General features: G+C 74.4%; 12 protein-coding genes, 1 tRNA gene and 1 pseudogene. 8 read left to right on the top strand and 6 right to left on the bottom strand.

Annotated elements, in window-relative coordinates:
- Positions 1 to 40: 40 nt before the first annotated feature.
- Positions 41 to 896, bottom strand: a pseudogene (locus OG946_RS11175) (ricin-type beta-trefoil lectin domain protein); the annotation flags it as partial.
- Between the two features lie 122 nt (positions 897 to 1,018).
- Here OG946_RS11175 and OG946_RS11170 point away from each other — a divergent pair.
- A complete protein-coding gene (locus OG946_RS11170) occupies positions 1,019 to 3,400 on the top strand; it encodes an excinuclease ABC subunit UvrA (RefSeq protein ID WP_326795974.1) in 2,382 nt (793 codons plus the stop codon).
- 151 nt (positions 3,401 to 3,551) lie between these two features.
- On the opposite strand, the gene OG946_RS11160 is transcribed toward OG946_RS11170, so the two are convergent.
- From OG946_RS11160 to OG946_RS11150, 3 genes are all read right to left on the bottom strand, one after another.
- Positions 3,552 to 4,151 (bottom strand): hypothetical protein, encoded by a 600-nt coding sequence (locus OG946_RS11160; protein ID WP_326795973.1) that lies wholly within the window; start codon positions 4,149 to 4,151, stop codon positions 3,552 to 3,554.
- A gap of 243 nt (positions 4,152 to 4,394) precedes the next feature.
- Entirely contained in the window at positions 4,395 to 5,786 is a 1,392-nt protein-coding gene (locus OG946_RS11155) for a lyase family protein (RefSeq protein ID WP_326795972.1), read from the bottom strand.
- A complete protein-coding gene (locus OG946_RS11150; RefSeq protein WP_326795971.1) occupies positions 5,783 to 7,738 on the bottom strand; it encodes an FAD/NAD(P)-binding protein in 1,956 nt (651 codons plus the stop codon). Before OG946_RS11150 ends, OG946_RS11155 begins: the two co-directional genes overlap by 4 nt.
- 334 nt (positions 7,739 to 8,072) lie before the next feature.
- Between OG946_RS11150 and OG946_RS11145 the strand changes: the two genes are divergently transcribed.
- Both OG946_RS11145 and OG946_RS11140 read left to right on the top strand, forming a co-directional pair.
- Positions 8,073 to 8,387 carry a hypothetical protein gene (locus OG946_RS11145; protein WP_326795970.1) on the top strand — a complete coding sequence of 105 codons (315 nt, stop codon included), beginning with the start codon at positions 8,073 to 8,075 and terminating at the stop codon, positions 8,385 to 8,387.
- A 130-nt stretch (positions 8,388 to 8,517) separates the two neighbouring features.
- Positions 8,518 to 9,537: a lysylphosphatidylglycerol synthase transmembrane domain-containing protein gene (locus OG946_RS11140; protein WP_326795969.1), complete on the top strand. Its 1,020-nt coding sequence runs from the start codon at positions 8,518 to 8,520 to the stop codon at positions 9,535 to 9,537.
- Between the two features lie 113 nt (positions 9,538 to 9,650).
- Here the strand turns inward: OG946_RS11140 and OG946_RS11135 are convergent, their stop codons facing one another.
- Positions 9,651 to 10,277 carry a PRC-barrel domain-containing protein gene (locus OG946_RS11135; RefSeq protein WP_326795968.1) on the bottom strand — a complete coding sequence of 209 codons (627 nt, stop codon included), beginning with the start codon at positions 10,275 to 10,277 and terminating at the stop codon, positions 9,651 to 9,653.
- 217 nt (positions 10,278 to 10,494) lie between these two features.
- On the opposite strand from OG946_RS11135, the gene OG946_RS11130 reads away from it, so the two are divergent.
- Positions 10,495 to 12,642, top strand: a complete 2,148-nt coding sequence (locus tag OG946_RS11130; protein ID WP_326800211.1) for an APC family permease — start codon at positions 10,495 to 10,497, stop codon at positions 12,640 to 12,642.
- A 143-nt stretch (positions 12,643 to 12,785) separates the two neighbouring features.
- Here OG946_RS11130 and OG946_RS11125 read toward each other — a convergent pair.
- Positions 12,786 to 12,858 (bottom strand) — tRNA-Arg (locus OG946_RS11125).
- A 293-nt stretch (positions 12,859 to 13,151) separates the two neighbouring features.
- Between OG946_RS11125 and OG946_RS11120 the strand changes: the two genes are divergently transcribed.
- The 4 genes from OG946_RS11120 (at position 13,152) to OG946_RS11105 (ending at position 20,376) form a co-directional block, all read left to right on the top strand.
- Positions 13,152 to 15,059 carry a GTPase domain-containing protein gene (locus OG946_RS11120; RefSeq protein WP_326795967.1) on the top strand — a complete coding sequence of 636 codons (1,908 nt, stop codon included), beginning with the start codon at positions 13,152 to 13,154 and terminating at the stop codon, positions 15,057 to 15,059.
- 737 nt (positions 15,060 to 15,796) lie between these two features.
- Positions 15,797 to 17,917 (top strand): GTPase, encoded by a 2,121-nt coding sequence (locus OG946_RS11115; protein WP_326795966.1) that lies wholly within the window; start codon positions 15,797 to 15,799, stop codon positions 17,915 to 17,917.
- 118 nt (positions 17,918 to 18,035) lie between these two features.
- Positions 18,036 to 18,539 carry a single-stranded DNA-binding protein gene (gene ssb / locus OG946_RS11110; RefSeq protein ID WP_326795965.1) on the top strand — a complete coding sequence of 168 codons (504 nt, stop codon included), beginning with the start codon at positions 18,036 to 18,038 and terminating at the stop codon, positions 18,537 to 18,539.
- A 427-nt stretch (positions 18,540 to 18,966) separates the two neighbouring features.
- The gene (locus OG946_RS11105) at positions 18,967 to 20,376 is read left to right on the top strand and encodes a thioester domain-containing protein (protein ID WP_326795964.1); all 1,410 of its coding nucleotides are present in this window, start codon (positions 18,967 to 18,969) and stop codon (positions 20,374 to 20,376) included.
- The last annotated feature ends 181 nt before the right edge of the window (positions 20,377 to 20,557 follow it).

Genomic DNA, 20,557 nt, shown 5'->3' with positions numbered 1-20,557 from the left:
TGACCCATGGTGCAGTACGCGCGCTGCGCGCGGGCGGGGCTCACGCCGTGTTGAGCGTCCACTTCTGGTTGGCGCCGCCCGTACACGACCAGATCTGCGTCTTCGTGCCGGTCCGCGGAGGTGTTGCCGGTGACGTCGAGGCACTTCCCCGAGCCCGCGCCCACGACGTCGTGGGTCACGGGATCGTACGACCACTGCTGCGCCGCCGTGCCGTTGCAGCCGTAGAGCTGGACGACGGTGCCGTTCGCCGTGCCCGCGCCGGCGACGTCCAGGCACTTGCCGAGCGCCCGTACGGTGCCGTCCGCGCCCACGGTCCAGCGCTGCGCGGCGCTGCCGTTGCAGCCGTAGATCTGCACGGGGGTGCCGTCCGCGGTGGCGCCGCCCGCGACGTCGAGGCACTTGCCCGCGATGCCGGTCAGCGTGCCCGTGCCCGTACCGGGTGCGGTGCCGGAGGGGGTGCCGGACCAGGTGAAGGTGGCGGTGGTGCGGGCGGGCAGGGAGTAGACGAAGGACTGGCCGCCCCAGTCGACGCGTACGGAGCGCGGGGACGTGCCGCCGTTGTGGGCGATCAGGGCCTTGGAGCCGTCCGGGTTGCGCCAGGCCACGTTCTGCACCGTGCTGCTCGCTGTGGAGGAGATGCGCCGGGCGCCGGGCTTGACGAACTTGGTGAGGTGGCCGGTGGTGTAGTACTCGATGGTGTTGTCGACCTGACCCGCCCGCGGGCCGCCCTCCTGCACCGTGACCAGGCCCGTGCAGGTGCCGCAGCCGCCGTTGTGCGGGCCCATGTTCTGGTTGAGCGCGAGGCTCCACTTGACCACGCTGCCGCTCCAGTTGCGGGTGTAGTTGACGATGTCGGCCATGTCCTCGTTGTGCTGGTTGCCGATCCAGGTGCCGCCGGGGCCGGGCCGCCGGGCACCCGGGGCGGCCGCTCCGGCCGGATTGTCAGAGGGGGGTTCTAGGGTGGCGGAGACCGCCGGCCGAGAGGGCCGCGCGACCGCTGACACACGGAGAGACGAGCATGGCCACCAGGAAGGACACGCCGGCGCCCGAGCAGCACGCCGCCGACAGCCACGACCTGATCCGGGTGCACGGAGCGCGCGAGAACAATCTGCGGAACGTCGACGTGGAGATCCCCAAGAGGCGGCTGACGGTCTTCACCGGCGTCTCCGGCTCGGGCAAGAGCTCGCTGGTCTTCGACACGATCGCCGCCGAGTCGCAGCGGATGATCAACGAGACGTACAGCACCTTCGTGCAGGGCTTCATGCCCACCCTCGCCCGGCCGGACGTGGATGTCCTCGAAGGACTGACCACCGCGATCATCGTCGACCAGGAGCGCATGGGCGCCAACGCCCGCTCCACCGTCGGTACCGCCACCGACGCCAACGCGCTGCTGCGCATCCTCTTCAGCCGCCTCGGCGAGCCGCACGTCGGCCCGCCGAACGCCTTCTCCTTCAACGTCGCCTCCGCCCAGGGCACCGGCGCCGTCACCGTCGACCGCGGTGCGGGGGAGACGGTCAAGGTGGCCTTCACCAGCACCGGCGGTATGTGCCCGCGCTGCGAGGGCATGGGCAGCATCTCCGACATCGACCTGAGCGAGCTGTACGACGAGACGAAGTCGCTCGCCGAGGGCGCGATCACCATCCCCGGCTACAAGGCCGGCGGCTGGATGGTGCGCCTCTACGCGGACTCCGGCTTCTTCGACCCGGACAAGCCGATCGGCAAGTTCACCGACAAGGAACTGCACGACTTCCTGCACCACGAGCAGACCAAGCTCAAGGTGAGCGGCATGAACGTGACCTACGAGGGTCTCGTGCCGCGGGTGCAGAAGTCCTTCCTGTCCAAGGACCGCGAGTCGATGCAGCCGCACATCCGGGCCTTCGTGGACCGGATCGCGACCTTCACCGCCTGCCCCGAGTGCGAAGGCACCCGGCTCAGCGCGGCCGCCCGCTCGTCCAAGGTCGCCGGCATCAGCATCGCCGACGCCTGCGCCATGCAGATCAACGACCTGGCCGAGTGGGCGCGCGCCCTGGACGAGCCCTCCGTGGCGCCGCTGCTCAAGACGCTGCGGGAAGCCCTCGACTCGTTCGTGGAGATCGGCCTCGGCTATCTGTCGCTCGACCGCCCCTCGGGCACGCTGTCCGGCGGCGAGGCGCAGCGCACCAAGATGATCCGCCACCTCGGCTCCTCGCTCACCGACACCACCTACGTCTTCGACGAGCCCACCACCGGGCTGCACCCGCACGACATCCGGCGGATGAACGACCTGCTGCTGCGGCTGCGCGACAAGGGCAACACGGTGATGGTCGTGGAGCACAAGTCGGAGGTCATCTCGATCGCCGACCACATCGTGGACCTCGGCCCCGGCGCCGGCACCGCCGGCGGCACGGTCTGCTTCGAGGGCACGGTGGACGGGCTGCGCGCCGCCGGCACGGTCACCGGCCGCCACCTGGACGACCGTGCCGGGCTCAAGGACACCGTGCGGAAGGCCACCGGTGCCCTGGAGATCCGCGGCGCCGGCACGCACAACCTCCAGAACGTCGACGTCGACATCCCGCTCGGCGTCCTCTGCGTGGTCACCGGCGTCGCCGGCTCCGGCAAGAGCTCGCTGGTGCACTCCTCGCTCCCCGCCGGCGCGGGCGTGGTCTCCGTCGACCAGGGCGCCATCCGCGGTTCCCGGCGCAGCAACCCGGCGACGTACACCGGGCTGCTCGACCCCATCCGCAAGGCGTTCGCGAACGCCAACGACGTGAAGCCGGCGCTCTTCAGCGCCAACTCCGAGGGCGCCTGCCCCGCCTGCAAGGGCGCCGGCGTGATCTACACCGACCTCGGCATCATGGCCGGCGTCTCCACCACCTGCGAGGAGTGCGACGGCAAGAGGTTCCAGGCGTCCGTCCTCGACTACCGCTTCGGCGGGCGCGACATCAGCGAGGTGCTGGCCATGCCCGTCGCGGAGGCCGAGGAGTTCTTCGCCCAGGGCGAGGCCCGTACGCCCGCGGCGCACCGGATACTCCGGCGGCTGACCGACGTCGGCCTCGGCTACGTCAGCATCGGTCAGCCGCTGACCACCCTGTCCGGCGGCGAGCGGCAGCGGCTCAAGCTGGCCACGCACATGGGCGACAAGGGCGGGATCTACGTCCTGGACGAGCCGACGACAGGACTGCACCTGGCGGACGTGGAGCAGTTGCTCGGGCTGCTCGACCGGCTGGTCGACGGCGGCAAGTCGGTCATCGTCATCGAGCACCACCAGGCCGTCATGGCGCACGCCGACTGGATCGTCGACCTCGGCCCCGGCGCCGGCCACGACGGCGGCCGGGTCGTCTTCGAGGGCACGCCGGCCGACCTGGTCGCCGACCGGTCGACGCTCACCGGGGAGCACCTCGCGGAGTACGTCGGGGCGTAGCGCGGCGGCGCGGGCGGATACGCGAAGCCGCCGGTCGGAGGTGCTGGGGGAGCGGGCCGACCAGCCCTTCGGGGTACGGGACCGCGCGTTCCGCGCCCCGGCCGGTAACCTGCTCCGCTTCAGCCGGCCGCCCGCGCCTGATCCCGCCGGGCTAGCGCGCGCCCTCCAGCCGGGCCGAGCGGGCCGCGGCGGCCTCCGCGACCCGGCGGCTCTCCCGCGCGGTGCGCTCGGCGTCCGCCACCCGCTCGCGGGCCTTCTCCACCTGCCAGTGCGCCGCGTCCCGCGCCGCGCTCGCCGCCTCCATCTCCCGCTCCAGGACGGCGATGTACTCCTGTGACTGGCGCAGCCCGGCTTCGGCCCTGGCGCGCTGCTGCTCGGCCTGGCGCACCTCGCCGTCCAGCCGGACGGCCTGCCACTGCGCCTCCTCGGCCTCCTGGCGCGCGCTGAGCATCTCCAGGAAGCCGGCCAGGTTCCGCACCGCGCCGGCCATCTGCTGAAGCATGAACGCGGCGGCCGCCACGTCGTGCACCTCGAAGTTGTTGGCGCTGCCGGTCTCGTCCGACACCCGCAGGAACGGCCGCCCGGGACTGCCGTCGGTCAACGAGTACGCGCACAGATCCACATCGAACCCCACTGTCTGGCGCGGGTCGCCCCGCCCCTGGAACATCGCCCCGGCATTCCAGCCCAGGTGCAGCACCCGGGTCAGGTCGTCACCGAGAGCCCCGAAATGGTCTTCCGGTGAGTCGGCCATGTTGCACCACGGCGGACAGACGAATTGGAGGCATTCATCCATGACGGTCACCCTCTTCGTATCGTCACGAACCGCCCCGGACTGGAGTGTTGTCGCCCGCAGGGGGTAAGAGGGGGCGGGAGTGCCGATGACGCGGGGTGTCGAACTCGCCGCGTACGGACCGGTGATGGCGGTGCTCGCGGCCCGGGACGCACCTGCATGCGCATGCGTACGCAGCAGCAAGTCCCGTGCCGCGAAGGGGAGTTACTTGTCGGCGAGCGCCCGGTCCACGAGCGCGCCGGCCGCGCCGGTGTACGAAGCGGGGTCGAGGAGCGCCGCAAGCGCCCGTTCGTCGAAGTGTTCGGCGATCGCGGGCACGGCCGCGAGGAGCCCCGGCAGGCCCGCGCCCGTACGCTCCGACTCCGCCGCCGCGTCGGTCAGCAACTGCTTCGCCCGCGCCTTGCCGAGCAGCGGCGCGAGCACCGCCGCGACCCGCTCGGAGGTGACCAGGTCCTCCGTCAGCCGCATGTTGGCGCGCATGCGCTCGGGCCTGACCTGAAGCCCCTCGGCCAGCTCGACGGCGGTGTGCGCCGCGCCGCCCGCCAGCCGCAGGCACTCGCGCAGCAGATGCCACTCGGCGTGCCACGCGCCGGCGGAGCGCTCGTCCTCGGTGACCATGCACTGGGTCACCGCGGCGGCCAGCGCGGGGACTTGGAGGGAGGCGCTGCGGATCAGGGTGGCGAGGACAGGGTTCCGCTTGTGCGGCATCGCGGAGGAGCCGCCGCGTCCGGCGACCGCGGGCTCGGCCACCTCGGCGACCTCGGTCCTGCCCAGGGACTGCACGTCGACGGCGATCTTGCCGAGCGCCCCGGCGACGACGGCGGTGACGGCCGCGACGTCGGCGATCGGGGTGCGCAGCACGTGCCAGGGGAGGGTGGCGGGCGCGAGCCTGGTCTCGTCGGCGAACGCCGCGGTCAGCCGCTCGACGTACGCACCGGAGTCCTCCGTGCCCGCGCCGTCCAGCGCCGCGTACTCCAGGTACCCGGCCAGCGTCCCCGCCGCCCCGCCGAGCGCCACGGGCAGCCCGCCGGCCAGCACCCGCTCCAGCCGCTCGGCCGCATCCAGCACCAGCGCCCGCCAGCCGGCGGCCTTCAGCCCGAACGTCGTCGGCACCGCGTGCAGCGTCAGGGTCCGCCCGGCCATCAGCGTGTCGCGGTGGCCGGCCGCCAGCTCCGCCAGGGCGCCCGCGGTGCGCAGCAGGTCGGCGTGGACGAGGCGCAGCGCCCGGTCGCACACCAGCATCGCGCCGGTGTCGAAGACGTCCTGGCTGGTCGAGCCCCGGTGCACGTACTCGGCGGCCGCGGGGTCGCGTTCGGCCACCACCCCGCTGAGCGCCTTGACCAGCCCGACGACCGGGTTGGCCGTCTCGCGGGCGGCGCAGGCGAGCGCGCGCAGGTCGAGCAGTTCGGCGCGGGCCGCAGCCGTGATCGCGGCGGCGGCGGTCGCGGGCATCGTGCCCGTACGGGCCTGGGCGCGCGCCAGCGCCGCCTCGGCGTCCAGCATCGCCTGCAGCCACGCGCGGTCCGACACGGCGGCTTCGACGGGGGTGCCGGCCCGTACGGGGGACAGGAGGCCGGCGTCGAGGTCGGTGGTCACGAAAGCTCCTTGGTGGCGTGTGGGCGTGGGCCGTCCGCGGGGGTGAGGGCGAGGACGGCGCGGGCGATGGCGTCGGAGTCGCCGAGCGTCACGGAGTTCACCCCGGGGCGTATGCCCGCGGCGGTCACCCAGTGCACGGCCTCGGTCGGTACGCCGTAGGCGAAGCGGCGGGGGTGGAGCCGTCCCGCGGCGTCGAGCAGGCGGTACGGGCGCTCGCCGACGGCCAGTCCGCCGGTCACCACGTCGGCGCCGGAGTCGCTGGAGATGCGGTACGGGCGGCACTGGCCGGTGGCGAGGAGGTGGGTGAGCAGCGGGTCGGCGGTGCGCCGGATGTCGGGCTCGGGCAGCCGCGCCTCGATGAGCGCCGCGGCCCGCACCGGCGGGCCCTTGACCCGGCTCGACTCGGCGACGAACGCCGGTTCCCCGCCCGTACGGTCGATGCGCACGCGCAGCTCCGGGCCCATGAACTCCAGGACGCCCGCGTTGGCGAGCGCGATGGTCTCCTCGATCCGGGAGGCGGGCGGGCCGATGGACAGGTAGGCGTTCAGCGGCGTGTACCAGTTCTGCAGGTCGTCGCGGTACGAGATGCCCTCCAAGCCGCCGTGGTCGACCACGAGGCGGATCTCGTTGCGCAGGTCGCGCAGCACGTCGAGCGCCGCCTTGAGCGGCCCGCTGACGTTGCCCTCGCGGGCCTCGCGGACGTCGTCGGCGAGGTGCCCGAGCAGCCAGTCGCGGAACTCGTCCCGTCCTGCGAACTCGCGTGTCGCGTACGGGCGGTCGATACGGTCCCAGTCCCAGCGGTCCGCGGCGGGGATCTGGTGCTCGTCGAGCAGCGCGGCCTCCACCTCGGCGGTCGGCGCGGCCAGGTACCGCGCGACGAACGCCTCCCGCTCCGCGCCCCGGCCCCGCGCCGCGAGGAGCGCGCCGTAGTAGACGCTCGCGACCTCCTTGGCGATCAGCGGCCACAGGTCGACGGCGAAGTACACCCGCCGGCCCGCGGCGCCGCGCTCGCGCAGCCGGGCGATGACCTCGGGGGTGAGCAGCCGCGGCTCGTAACGGCCGTGCGCGCCCTTCTCGTTGTGGCCGCGGGCGTGGTACGGAACGCCGCGCCGGGAGCCCGCGAACAGCCGCGGCTCGCGGCCCGACGGCCGGTACACCAGCCTGTCGCCGCTGCGTTCGAACCGGCCGCCGCGGCCGGTGGTGAGCAGGGCGAGGTGGTCGAAGAAGTTCAGCCCGAGCCCGCGCAGCACCACGTTCTCCCCCGGCCGGATCCCGGACAGGTCGGCGTCGGCGGGGTTCACGGGCGTGACGAGCACGAGCCCGCACGCGGCCGCCTCCCGCGCCAGTTCCTTCTCGCGTTCGGTGGCGCGCGCCGGCAGGTGCCCCTGGACGAGGACGACGGCGTCGAGGCGGCGTAAGCGGGTGCCGTCCGCGAGGGCGAGGCACTGGCCGGCCCCGTCCTCCTCCTCGTCCAGCGCGATCGCCGTGGACCGGTGGACGAGCACGGTCACGTGCTCCGGGGCGCCGGCCACCACCCGGCGGAAGGTGTCGCCGAGGTAGTGCCCGTAGAACGCCCGCGTCGGGTAGTCGTCGGGCCCCAACTGCCGTGCCTCGGCCAGCGCCCCGCCCGGCAGCCCGGGGCCGGCCCCGTCGCCCCGTACGACGGACCGCGCCCACTCGTACAGGCTGGGCCCGGCCTCGATCGGCCCCTCCATCTCCACGCTGTCGTCGGTGTAGACGGTGACCTGGGAGGCGACGGTGTTCATGAGCAGCAGATCCGGCTGGTCGGTGCGCCACACCCGGCCCGCCCCCGGCGGGTGGGGGTCGACGACGTGGATGCGCAGCTCCCCGTGGGCCGGGGACTTGCGTTCGTTGGCGCAGATCCGCTCAAGGACCGACAGGCCGCGCGGCCCGGCGCCGACGACGCAGACGTTCAACTGCCCGTTGGACATGGACACCTACTCCTCGGAAGCGATGTACAGACCCTTGGCGGGAGAATTCCACAATGCCCGACCTCACATCGATGACAAGTTCCTGTGAGGTGCGCGGGCCGGCTCCAGCGGCAGGGCGCTGACGTGCGGATTACCGCCCCGGCGGGCGCCTTGATGCGGTAGGAAGGCCGGGGCGGTCGTCGGTCCGGGAGGTGGCGCGGGTGGAGAACGTTCTTCCGGGCGTGGTGGGCGCGCTCATCGGACTGGCGGGGGTGCTGCTCGGCACCCCTGGTCGACCGGGCGCAGCGAGGACCGGCGGTGGCTGCGGGAGCAGAAGCTGAAGAGCGCGGCCGACATGATCACGGCCGGGCTGCACCCGTACGAGGCCCAGCTCGACGGCAGCGACCAGCGCCGGCTGAGCACGGCGGACCGGGTGGCGTGGCAGGACCGGCTGCAGACGGGCAGGTCGCACATCCACCTGCTCTGCGGTCCCGAGACGCGCGCCGCGGCGGACCGCTTCTCGGGGCTGGTGTGGCGGAACGAGGGCACCCGGAACGTGTCGGACCAGGCGGACGTGACGGCGTCGCTGCGCGCGTTCAACCGGCATCTGCGCGGCGAGATCCGGTCGGACGGGCGCCGGCGCGGGCCGCGAACCGCCTCCGGGCGCTGACCGCGCGCCGGGCAAGGACCCGCCGCCTCCGCACGTCCGGCCGGTGGAGCCGCCCCGCCACGTCAGCCCCCGGCCCGCGGCCGTCACGCGGTAGCGTCGGCCGAGTGCGCTACGTGACCACCACCCCGGTGTGCCGGTCGTGACCCCGGGCAGTACGGGCCTGCGTACCCGGTGGATGCGCATCCGCCGGTTCTGGTGGGTGCTGGCGGCCATGCTGATCACGGTGGGGCTGCTGCTGGCGGTCTCGCAGCGCGGCGAACTGCGCCGCGCCCTCGAATTGCTGACCCACGTGAGCCCGGCCAAGGCGCTGGTCGCGCTGGGGTGCCAGGCGGCATGCCTGGCGTGCCTGGCCGGGCTGCAGCAGTGGCTGCTGGCGGTCGGCGGGGTGCGGGTGCCGCTGGCCGCGATGGGCCGGATGGTGCTGGCGGCGAACGCGATGGCCGGTGCGCTGCCGGGCGGCGCGGCCTTCGGTGCGGCCTGGCTCTATCGCGAGTTCCGGCGCCGGGGCGCCGACCGGGCGCTGACGGCGGGGGTGCTGGCGGCCTCCGGGGTGCTGTCCGCGCTGGCCCTGGTGGCCGTGATCGTGCTGGGCGTGCTCCTGGCCGGGACCCGGGGTCCCGGTATGGCCCTGCTGTGGACGCTGGCCATCCTGGCGCTGCTGGCCGTGGCCGGCCTGATCGTGCTGCGCTCGCCGGCCGTACGGAAGGCGATCATCCGCCGCTGGGAGCGGATCGCCGCCCGGCACGAGAACCTCGGCTCGGCCGGCCGGGCGACGCGGGACCTGATCGCGCACGCCCGCACCGCCCGGCCGGGGCTGCGGCCCTGGCTGACGCCGGCCGGGCTGGCCCTGCTCAACTGGCTGCTCGACGCGGCCTGTCTGCTGGCCAGCCTGTGGGCGCTGGGCCTCCCGGTGCCCTGGAGCGGCCTGCTGCTCGCCTTCGCGCTGGTGCAGATCCCGGTCAGCGCCCGCATCACCCCGGGCGGCCTCGGCATCGCGGAGGCCAGCCTGACGGGCCTGCTCGTCGTCTACGGCCTGAACCCCGGCCAGGCGTTCGCCGCCACCCTGCTCTACCGGATCTTCAGCTACTGGCTGCTCGAACCGATCGGCTGGGGGTGCTGGCTCGCCACCGTGCTGGAGCGGAAGCGGTGAGCGGGCCGCGGGTGGTGCGGCCGGCCGTGGCATCCGGAGTCATCCGCCGCCCAGGCGGACGGCCTTGACCAGCAGGAGCACCGCGCCGAGCAGCAGGTGGCAGCGCAGCAGGATCATGGCGGTCCTGCGCCCCGCCGACCACCGTACGGGCGCGAGGAGGGGGCCGGCGGCGGCATGCGCCAGGCCGCCTCCAGCAGATCCGCCAGCACGGCAGGCTTCAGCCGTCCCAGCCGGCCGTGCACCCGCCGGCCAGGCACCGTGGCGGCGTGCCCGATCAGCGGCTCGAACGACTTCCAGTCCCGCCAGCCGGAACCGGCCCGGCCGCCGCGGCGCAGCCAGCGGGGCCTGCGCCGCCGGGTGCCGACCCGGGTCACCGCCCAGCCCGCGGCCACCGGCTCCAGCGGCACGTCGTACACCCGGACGAACTCGGCCTCCCGCACGTCGATCAGGCGGTGCCCCAGCACGTCGGTACGGAGCAGCACCTCGCCCCCGCGCCGTTCGAACGCGCGCACGTCCAGCCGCCCGCTCGTGGGCGTCACTCCTTCCGTGCCCCACCGCTCCACCTGGTCGGCGGGCACGAACACCTCGCGCTGCCCCAGTTCCCCGACCACCCCCGTCACCAGCGGGTACTCCGGTCCGCGCAGCCGCACGATGACGTCGGAAAGACGCCCGACGACCTCCCCGTGCCGGCCGAACAACGGCCTGCCCACGACCTCCGCCAGCCCCAGGGAACCCTCCATGGGGAACAAAATAGACATTCAGCCCAGGTCGCGCGGGCGCGGACACGATCCCGGCCCGTGCCCCTGACGCCGCGGACGCCGCGGACGCCGGGGGACGCCGGGTGAAGGGGCGGTGTCGCTGACCTGCAGCCCGGGATCGGTGCCCCACGCTTGCCGGGTGACGGGAACGACGGGGCACGTGGGCGGCAGCACGGCGGGTCCGCCGGGGCCCGCCGCGGTGCTGCCGAGCCTGAGCGAGGAGCAGGTCCGGGCGCTGCGGCGGGTCGGCAGGGCCTGGGGGCGGGTGTCGGCGGCCCCCGAGGTGTGGCGGCGGGCGCTGCCGGTGGAGCCGGACGTCGGGTCGTTCCCGGCGAAGGCGGAGGCGAGCGCGGCGTGGTTCGGGCGGGTGGTGCCGCTCTCCCCGCTGCGGGCGCGGGCCGCGGAGGGCCGGGAGGTGCCGGAGGGCGGCGGCCCGGCGGAGGCGGGCTCACACGTGCGCCGGGTGCTGTTCGGGGCGCCGCTGGCGAGTTCGGCCTTCGTCAAGGAGCGGATGCGGAAGCTGGTGGCGCTGCCGGTGCTGTCGGCGGACGTGCTGTCGTCGGTGGCGTACGCGCCGGAGGCCATGCTCGCCGTGCTGGTGCTGGCGGGCGCGGCGGGTCTCGCGTACTCGCTGCCCGTCGCCGCGGTGGTCGTCTTCCTGATGCTGGCGGTGGGCGTGTCGTACCGCCAGACGATCCGCGCCTATCCGCACGGCGGCGGCTCGTACATCGTCGCGGGCGACAACCTGGGGCCCGTCGCGGGGCTGGTGGCCGCGGCCGGGCTGATGACGGACTACATCCTCACCGTCGCGGTCTCGATCGCGTCCGGGATCGCCGCCGTCACCTCCGCGCTGCCGGGGCTGCGGCCGCTGGCGGTGCCGCTGGGCGTGCTGGTGATCACGGTGCTCCTCGCCGGGAACCTGCGGGGCATCCGGCAGGCCGGCAGCCTGTTCGCCGCCCCCACCTACGCGTTCATCATCGCCATGCTCGCCCTGATCGGGTACGGGCTCTTCGACGCGGCGCGCGGCGGCTTCCACCGGGTGCCCGCGCCCCAGGTGCCCGTCACCGAGACCGTCGGCGTCCTGCTGATCGCCAGGGCCTTCTCCTCGGGGGCGACCGCCATGACCGGGATCGAGGCCATCTCCAACGCCGTTCCCGCCTTCCGGCCGGTGGAGTGGCGCAACGCCCGTGCCACCCTGACCGGGATGCTGGGCCTGCTGATCACGATGTTCGTCGGCGTCGTGGCCCTGATCCACCTCACCGGGGTGGTGCCCACCGCCAAGGAGACCGTGCTCTCCCAGCTCGCCCATCTCTTCTTCGGGAACGGATGGTTCTACGTCTACGTCCAGGCGGCCACCGCCGCCGTGCTGCTCCTGGCCGCCAACACCGCCTTCAACGACTTCCCCCGGGTCCTGTCGCTGCTGGCCCGGGACGAGTACGTACCCAAATTGTTCCTGCGGCTCGGGGACCGGCTGGCGTACAGCGGCGGCATCGTGCTGCTGTCCCTGGCCGCGGCCCTGGTGTACGTCGCTTTCGACGGCAAGACCAACGCCCTCATCCCGCTCTATGCCGTCGGCGTCTTCCTCGCCTTCACGCTCTCCCAGACCGGCATGGTCGTGCACTGGTGGCGGCGGCGTGACGCGCACTGGCGCAAGAGCCTCGTCTTCAACGCCACCGGCGCCGCGCTGTCCGGGCTCGTCCTCCTGACCGCCGGAGTCAGCAAGTTCACCGCGGGCGCCTGGGCCGCGCTCATCGCCATCGCCCTCTTCCTGCTGGTGACCACCCGCATCAAGCGCCACTACGTCACCGCGCGCGAGACCCTGCGGCTGCGGCCGCACGCCGTCGACCTCCCCACGCGCATCGAGGCCGGACCGCTGGCCCCCGCCGGCCGCGCCGCGGACGGGCTGCCGGCCGACCGGGAGACCGAGGAGATCCCCGGGGAGATCCACCACCTGTCGGTGGTCCCCATCGCCACCCTGGACCTCGCCGGCATGCGCACGCTGGCGTACGCCGCCTCCCTCGGGCAGCCCGTGCTGGCCGTCCACATCAGCATCTCCGAGGAGGAGGAGCGGCGCTTCCGGGCCTACTGGAGCCTGTGGGGCGACCACCTCCCGCTGCAGACCGTCCTGTCGCCGTACCGCGCCCTCGTCGCCCCTCTGGTGCACTACATCGAAACCCTCCACCGGCTCAATCCGGACCTGACCCTGACGGTGATCCTGCCGGAGGTCGTCACCCGGCACCGGCGGCACCAGATCCTGCACAGCCGCACGGCGGGCAGGCTGCGGCGGGGCCTGCGCCATCTGCCGAAGATCGTCATCACGACGGTCCCGTTCCACCTGCCGTGCTGAGGGCCGGCGGGCGGGGCCGGCCGGATGCCGCCCGATTTTCGGGAATGGGGGTGGCGAAACGGGGGATGCGAGGCGCAGGGAGCGCGGTGACCGGCGGCGGGGTCCGCAGGTTGGGCCCTCCCTGGGGGAGGAGGGCAGCCCTGCGCCCCCGGCAGGACTCGAACCTGCGACCAAGCGCTTAGAAGGCGCCTGCTCTATCCGCTGAGCTACGGGGGCCGGTGTGGCGTGGAACGGTGGCCGGGCTCGGCGGATCCGTGACCTTGCCAGGGGTCAAGGATAGGGCTCCGTTGAGCCACACCCGGTAGCTTCACTCCGGCACCACCTTGTGGAGGTTCAGTGAAGCGTCCCGATAATCGCAGGCGAGTGCGATTCGCGCACCGCTTTTTCCCCGCGGTGCCGGTGGTGTTGTGCAGTCGTTATGCCCGCCGGGCGGGAGCTTCCGGGTTGAAGAAGGCGCGCTGCGGGGCTAAACGCTTTCAAATTCGGATGGAAGCGGGCATTCTTCGCATGTGGCGACCTCGGACGTACGGCCTGACCTGCTGAACGCACTCTCCACGCTCCGCGAGAGCGTCGCCGCCGCGCGCTTTCCGCTCCCCCTTCCCGGGGCGGACGGAGCGCGGCGGAGCAGAGCGGAACTGCTGGCCCAGCTCGACGACTACCTGGTGCCCAGGCTGCACCGGCCGGACGCGCCGCTGCTCGCGGTGGTGGGCGGATCGACGGGGGCAGGGAAGTCGACGCTCGTCAATTCGCTCGTCGGCAGATGCGTCAGCGAGTCCGGCGTGTTGCGGCCCACGACGCGGATGCCCGTCCTGGTCTGCCACCCCGACGACCAGTCGTGGTTCGCCGGGCAGCGGGTGCTGCCGCATCTGACGCGGGTGTGGATGCCGCGGCAGGACGCGGCGCACGGGCGCGTCGAAGCCTATGAGTCGTACGGGGCGTACGAGGCCCAGGAAGTCGAGGAGCCGTACGGGGACGGCGGGTGTGCGGGGGACGGCGGCGGGGCGCGTCAGCCGTTCGGGGATGGTGGTTCCCGTGCGGCGTACGGGGGGAGCCCGCGTGAGGCGTACGGGGCGAACAGGGGTGCCTTCGGTGCGTACGACGTGCGTGACCCGTACCCCCCGCGGCAGGGCCCGGCGCCCGGCGCTCTGACGCGGGACGGTGTGACGCCGGACGGTGTGACGCGGCGCGGTCTTGCCCGCGGGGCGGCGACCTTCGGCGAGGGCGGGGGCGGGCCCGACGGGACGCTGCTGCGGATCGAGGTCGACGAGAACGTCCCCAGCGGGCTCGCCCTCCTCGACGCCCCCGACATCGACTCCCTCGCCGGGCACGCGCGTGAGCTGGCCGCCGAGCTGGTGTGCGCCGCGGACGTGTGGGTGCTGGTGACGACCGCCTCGCGGTACGCGGACGCGGTGCCCTGGCACCTGCTGCGTACGGCGAAGGAGTACGACGTCAGCCTGGTCACCGTGCTCGACCGGGTGCCGCACCAGGTCGCCGGCGAGATCTCCCTGCAGTACGCGACGCTGCTGCGCAAGGCGGGGCTCGGCGACGTGCCGCGCTTCACCGTCCCCGAACTCCCCGAGTCCGCAGGCGGCGGCAGCGGGCTGCTGCCCGCCACGGCGGTGCGGGAGCTGCGCGACTGGCTCGCCCACCGCGCCCAGGACCCCGCGGCCCGCGCCGACGCGGCCGTACGGACCGCGAACGGCGTGCTGGCGTCGCTGCGTTCGCGGGTCACGTCGCTGGCCGGGGCGTGCGCCGCGCAGCACGCGGCGTCGTCGCGGATGGCGCACCGGGTGGAGCGGTCGTACGAGGAGGCCGCGGAGCAGGCGCACGCCGACCTCGTCGGCGGCGCCGCATTCGCCGGCGACGCCCTCGCGCACTACCGCAACCGCGCCCTCACCGGCGCCTCCGGCGCCCTTCTCGACGCCCTGACCGGCAGCGTCGCCGCCGTCCTGTACTGCGCCGTGGCCGCCGCCGACGAACGGTTCACCGCCGAGCTGCGCCGCGAGCCGGGCGCGGCGGCGGTGCCGTTCCGCGAGGCGGGCGTGGGGGCGCAGGAGCGGGTGGGCGTGCTCGTACGGCGCTGGCAGCGGTGCCTGGAGGAGCTGGCCGACGAGGCGGTGCGGGTGGCGGAGCGGCCAGGCGACGCGGATCCGGAGGAGGTCGCGGCTCTGCTGGCGGTGGCCCTGCTCGGCGGTGAGAACGGACACGGGGCGGCGGACGAACTGGCGGCGCTGCTGGGGGCGAAGGAAGGGCTGCGGCTGCGGAGCCGGGGCGGAGGGCTGCTCGGCACGTACTTCGAGCGGGTGCTGGACGGCGAGCGGGACCGCCGGCTGGCGGCGATCGACGCCCTGGAGGGGCAGTCGGGTCAGCAGGCGCAGTTGATCGCGGCCATGTCGGTGCTGCAGCGGGAGAAGTGACGGGAGAGGTGCGCGAGGTGACGGGCGAGGTGCGCGGCGTGACGGGCGAGGCGGGCGAGGTGGGCGGCGAGGTGGGCGAGATGCGTGCGGAGGAGACGCCGGGGCGCGGCGAGTCGGCGGAGGTTCCGGTTCCAATTGGGGAGGCGGCGGAGCCGGTGGCGAGGGTCGCCGGGGTGGATGGGGCAGGTGAGATGGCTGAGTTGTGTGGGGTCGCGGGGGCGGATGGCTCCGGTGGGGATGCGGCTGGGGATGCGGGTGGGGCGGGGGATGTGCAGGGTTCAGGGGACGTGCGGGGTGGGGTCGGCGCGGGGGCGGTGCCCGCGGCCGGGGGGATGTGGGACGACGGGTTGATCGCGCGGCGCGCGGCGCGCTGGGGCGTGCGGCGGGAGCGCCGGGAGGCGGTACGGGCGGAGGGCGGCGCGGGGGTGGGCGACTCGGTGCCGGTGCCGGTGCCGGTGCCGGTGCCGGTGCCGGGGTGCGAGGGGGAGGCGGGGGACGGGGCTGACTCCTGCGGCGGGGCGGTGGCGACTGCCGCGGGGGATAGGGCGGTTGGGGTTGTCGTTGGGGCGGTGAGGGCTGGTCGGGCTGACGGGGTGGCCGAGTCGGGGGGTGCGGTTGCGGGGTCCGGGGATCCGGCCGCGGTCGGCGTGGATACGGGGGGCGGTTCCGGCGCCGGGTTCGGTGCGGAGCACGGGGGTCCGGCGGATGGCGGTGGGCGAGAGGGCGGTGTCGCGGAGATGGGCGCGGACGGCGGGTTGGACGTAGGGGCGGAGGGGGTGCCGGAGCCGGTGGGTGGTGCGGCGGCGGGGTCGGCGGAAGAGGGCGGCGGCGGTGCGGGTGCCGGCGCGGAGGGCGGGGGGCGGCCGGGCACCGGTGCCGGTGCCGTTGCGGATCCGGGTTCCGGCGCCGGTGCCGCCGCCGGTACGGGCCCGGGCGGCGACGACTTCTGGGTGGGCCAGGAGGACGGGGACTCCGCGGACGGCCGGGGGCGCGGCGGTGCGTACGACGGTGACGGTGCCGTGCCGCGTGCTGCGGGCCGGGGTCGCGGCGGGGCCCGCGCGGGGTACGGGGCGGACGCGCGGCTGCCCGGAGGATTCGTACCACGTGCCGAAGGCCCCCTGCGGGGGCGCCTCGACGCTCTGCGCGAACTCGTCGGCCTCTCCCGTACGCGACTCGACGGGCGCACGCTCGCCGAGGCGGGGCGCGTCCTCGACGAGGCCGCCGACCGGCAGCGGCTCTCCCTCGACCACGCCGTCGTCGCCATCGCGGGCGCCACCGGCAGCGGCAAGTCCAGCCTCTTCAACGCGCTCGCCGGCGCCCCCCTCTCCGACGTCGGCGTGCGCAGGCCCACCACCTCCCAGCCCGCCGCGTGCGCCTGGCGCGGCGCCGGCGACCACGCGCCCACCCTGCTCCTTGAACGCCTCGGGCTGCCGGCGCGCGCCGCCCGCCCGCTCCGCGACGACCTCGGGCTGCGCGGGCTCGTCCTGGTCGACCTCCCCGACCACGACTCGGCGGTGGACGAGCACCGCCGCCGCGTGGAAGACCTGCTGCGCCGGGTGGACGCGGTGATCTGGGTGGTCGACCCGGAGAAGTACGCGGACGCGGCGCTGCACGAGCGCTACCTGCAACCGCTGGCCGGCTACGCCGAGGTGATGTTCGTCGTCCTCAACCAGGTCGACCGGCTGCCCGCGAACGCCGTCGGGCAGGTACTCGACGACCTGCGCCGCCTCCTCGACGAGGACGGCCTGGCGCTCGGCGAGCACGGCGAGCCCGGCGCGTGCGTGCTGTCGCTGTCCGCGCTCACCGGCGAGGGCGTGGGCGATCTGCGCGCGGAGCTGGTGTCGTTCATCGCGGAGCGCCGGGTGGCGGAACGCCGGCTGACCGCGGACGTGGACGAGGCGACGGCGCGGCTGCGCGAGGTGTACGTCGGCGACGGCGGCGGGGGCGGTCTCGACGAGCGGGTCAGGGCGGAGTTCGAGGACCGGCTCGCGGAGGCGGTCGGGGCGGCGGCGACGGGGCAGGCGGCGGAGCAGTTGTGGCTCCGCGAGGCGGAACAGGCGTGCGGGGCCCGGCTGGCGGAGCTGTGGCGACGCCGGCGGGCGGGTACGGCGCCGGTCGGCGGGGCCAAGGGACGGGTGCGCCCGGGCGGTGCGGGGGATCGGCTGAGCCGACCCGGATCGGACGGGCAGCCGGCGGACGCCGGCGCGCTGATGCCGGAACCCCGGGACGGGCAGCAGGGGCTGGTCCCCGCGCGGGCGGTGGTCGAGCAGGCCGTACGGACCGTGGCGGAGGAGGCGGGCGCCGGGCTGCCTGCACCGTGGGCGAAGGCGGTGCGGGAGGCGGGGGTGCGCGGCGCGGAAGGGCTCGCCGACGGGCTGACGCGGCAGGCGGCGGACCCCGAGGCGGGCGTGGAGTCGCCGGGCCCCGATGCGTCCGGCGCCGGCGGTCCTGCCGCGGGTGAACCGGCCGCGGGCGACGGGCCCGGGCCCGGGGCCGTGCCGCGGCCGCGGTGGTGGTCGGTGGTGGGTGCCGTGCAGCGCGGCCTGCTCGGCGCGCAGGCGCTGGCGGTGCTGTGGCTGGTCGCGGCGCTGTCCGGCGTCACCGGGGTGCCGTGGCCGCTGCCGCTGGCCGTCGTGGCGGTCACCGCGGCCGCCGGTCCCGGGCTGGCGCTGGCCTGCCGGTTCGCGGCGCGCGGCGCGGCGCGGCGGTACGGCGAGGAGGCGGAGCGCCGGCTGCGCGAGTCGGCGGCCGCGAGCGGGCGCGCACGGGTGCTGGAACCGATGGTGGCGGAGCTGCTGCGCTACCGCGAGGTGCGGGAGCAGTACGCCGTCGCGTCAGGCGGCGGTACGCGGCCCTGACCTGCTGCTACGTGGTCCGGGCCGGAGTTATCCACAGGGGTCGCGGGGGCGGGGAGGAGCAGGCAGCATGGGGGTCAGCGGGCAGGTGAAGTGCCCGGACGGGGGAGGTGCGTTGGAGATGAACGAAACGATGGTGACCGTGGTCGGGAATGCGGCCACGAACGCGGATTACCGCACGACGCAGTCGGGGGTGCCGGCGGTGCGTTTCCGCCTGGCGGCGACGGTGCGGCGGTTCGACCAGGCGACCGGTAGCTGGAGCGATTCATATACAAATTTCTTTACGGTCTGGGCGTGGCGCCAGTTGGCGGACAATGTGGCGGCTTCCGTGGCCATCGGCGAACCGCTGCTGGTGCGGGGCCGATTGCGGGTCAGGGAGTACGAGAAGGACGGCGTGCGCTGCACGGACCCGACGATCGACGCGACGGCGGTGGGCCACGACCTCGGCTGGGGCACCGCGGCGTTCCGCCGGGTCTCGCGAGTCAGGCCGTCCTTCGCGGACCCGGCGAGGACGGAACTGGACGCCGCGGTTCGGGACGCCCTGACCCCGGCGCTGGAGCCCGGGACACCGGACACGGCGGACCAGGAGCCCCGACAGCCGGTGCTGACCCCGGACTTGGGCTGACGCGCCCCCCGGGGCCAGGGGGCGGACCGAGCCCGGGAAGGTCTGAGCCGGGCCCGGACACGGCGGTCCGTGATGCAGGGGTCGGAGTCCGGCTCCCGGGCCCGCCTCCTGGCCCAACTCCTGGGTCCGGCACCGGAGTTGCGCGGCCGGCGGCCGGCCACGCGAGGGCCGGACGGTGACGGTTCTGAGACGATCAGTTCGACTGGGGCACGAGAACTTCTGCCGGTCCGCTGGGGTCTGCCCGAAATAGTCGTTGCCCCATGTAACGATTACGTTCTAAAAACCTGTTCCCTTGGGGCATTTGAGGTTCGCGGGACGAGGGGAGTCCATAGGATTCCGAGCGGCTCGACGAGCCCGGAGCGAAGGCGTTTCTTACGGCGGGGGCAATCCGAGCCTTGACCAACCCGCCCGGAGGGGATTTTCGACCATGACTTCTGTTCGGAGGCCGTCGCATCGGCGGTCTGCTCGGTTCACCGCGGCTGTACTGGCCGCGGGCCTGGCCACTGCCGGTGCGATAGCCGGAGCCGCTCCCGCGGCGGCGCAGGACGCGCCGCCCGCCAACGGCGCCACCGCCACCCTGGGCGGGCTCACGATCAAGGACACCGCCATCGTCGACGGTGGCAAGGAGATCGGTGCCGGTCTGTTCGAGATGGCCGTCGACCAGGGCGGCACCATCCAGACCTACTGCATCGACTTCGGCAACCCGACCCAGCCGGAGGCCAAGTACCAGGAGGTGCCCTGGAGCGCATCCTCGCTGCAGAACAACCCCGACGCGGGGAAGATCAACTGGATTCTGCAGAACTCCTACCCGCAGGTGGACGACCTGACGGCGCTCGCGGAGGCGGCCGGTGCGGACGGGCTGACGGAGAACACCGCCGCGGCCGGCACCCAGATCGCCATCTGGCGCTTCTCCGACAAGGTGAACGTCGAGGCCAAGGACCCCGCGGCGGAGCAGCTCGCCGACTACCTGGAGGCCGGTGCCGAGGCCATCGAGGAGCCCGCGCCCTCGCTGAACCTCGGCCCGACCGCGGTCTCCGGCAAGTCCGGTGAGAAGCTCGGCCCGGTCACGGTGAACACCGACGCCGGCAGCGCCAACCTGTCGCTGTCGCCGGAGGCCGAGTCCGCGGGCGTCAAGGTCGTCGACGCCGACGGCAAGGCGCTGACCAGCGCCTCCGACGGCGCCGAGGTCTTCCTCGACGTCCCCGCCGGTACCCCCGACGGGTCGGCGACGCTGACCGCCGAGGCCACCACCCAGGTGCCCGTCGGCCGCGCCTTCGCCGGCGTCGGTGAGCACGCGAAGAGCCAGACCCAGATCCTGGCCGGCTCCAGCGACACCACCGTCACCGCGCAGGCCACCGCCAACTGGGCGAGCGAGGGTCCGATCCCGGCCCTGTCCGCCGACAAGAACTGCGCCAAGGGCGGCGTGGACGTGACCGCCGAGAACAAGGGCGACCAGCCCTTCTCCTTCGAGCTGGCGGGCGAGTCCCACACCGTGGCGCCGGGCGAGTCCAAGACCGTGCTGGTCGAGGTCGCCGAGGACCAGGCGTACGAGATCACCATCAACGGTGACGACGGCTTCAGCGAGAAGTTCACCGGCGTGCTCGACTGCGAGACCGCGGGCAACGACACTCCGGCGCCCAGCGAGCCGAGCCCGGCCTCCGCGGGCGGCTCCGCCGGCGGCGACGACGCCGGTGACGACGGCGGCGACCTGGCGAACACCGGTGGCAGCAGTGCCACCCCGGTGATCGCGGGCGTGGCGATCGGCCTGGTCGTGGTCGGCGGTGCGACCGTCTTCCTGCTCCGCCGGCGCGGCAGCGGCGGCGCCGGCGCCGCCTGACGACGGCCCTCCGGCCGGCGCCGGGAAGCGCGTAGCAGCGCCGAACGGTGCCGGCCGGCGGACGCCGGCTGACGGCTGACGCTCTGCACGGCACAGGGGCCGGATCCTCCGGGATCCGGCCCCTTCGCGTGCCCGCCCGGCGGCCCCGGCGGCGCCCCGTGCCCGTCCCGGCCGCCGCGGG

Origin of the sequence: Streptomyces sp. NBC_01808 (assembly GCF_035917395.1) — a bacterium.
Classification (GTDB): Bacteria; Actinomycetota; Actinomycetes; order Streptomycetales; family Streptomycetaceae; genus Streptomyces.
Note: the sequence above shows the minus strand (reverse complement) of the source record. Positions and strands in the feature narration are given on the sequence as shown.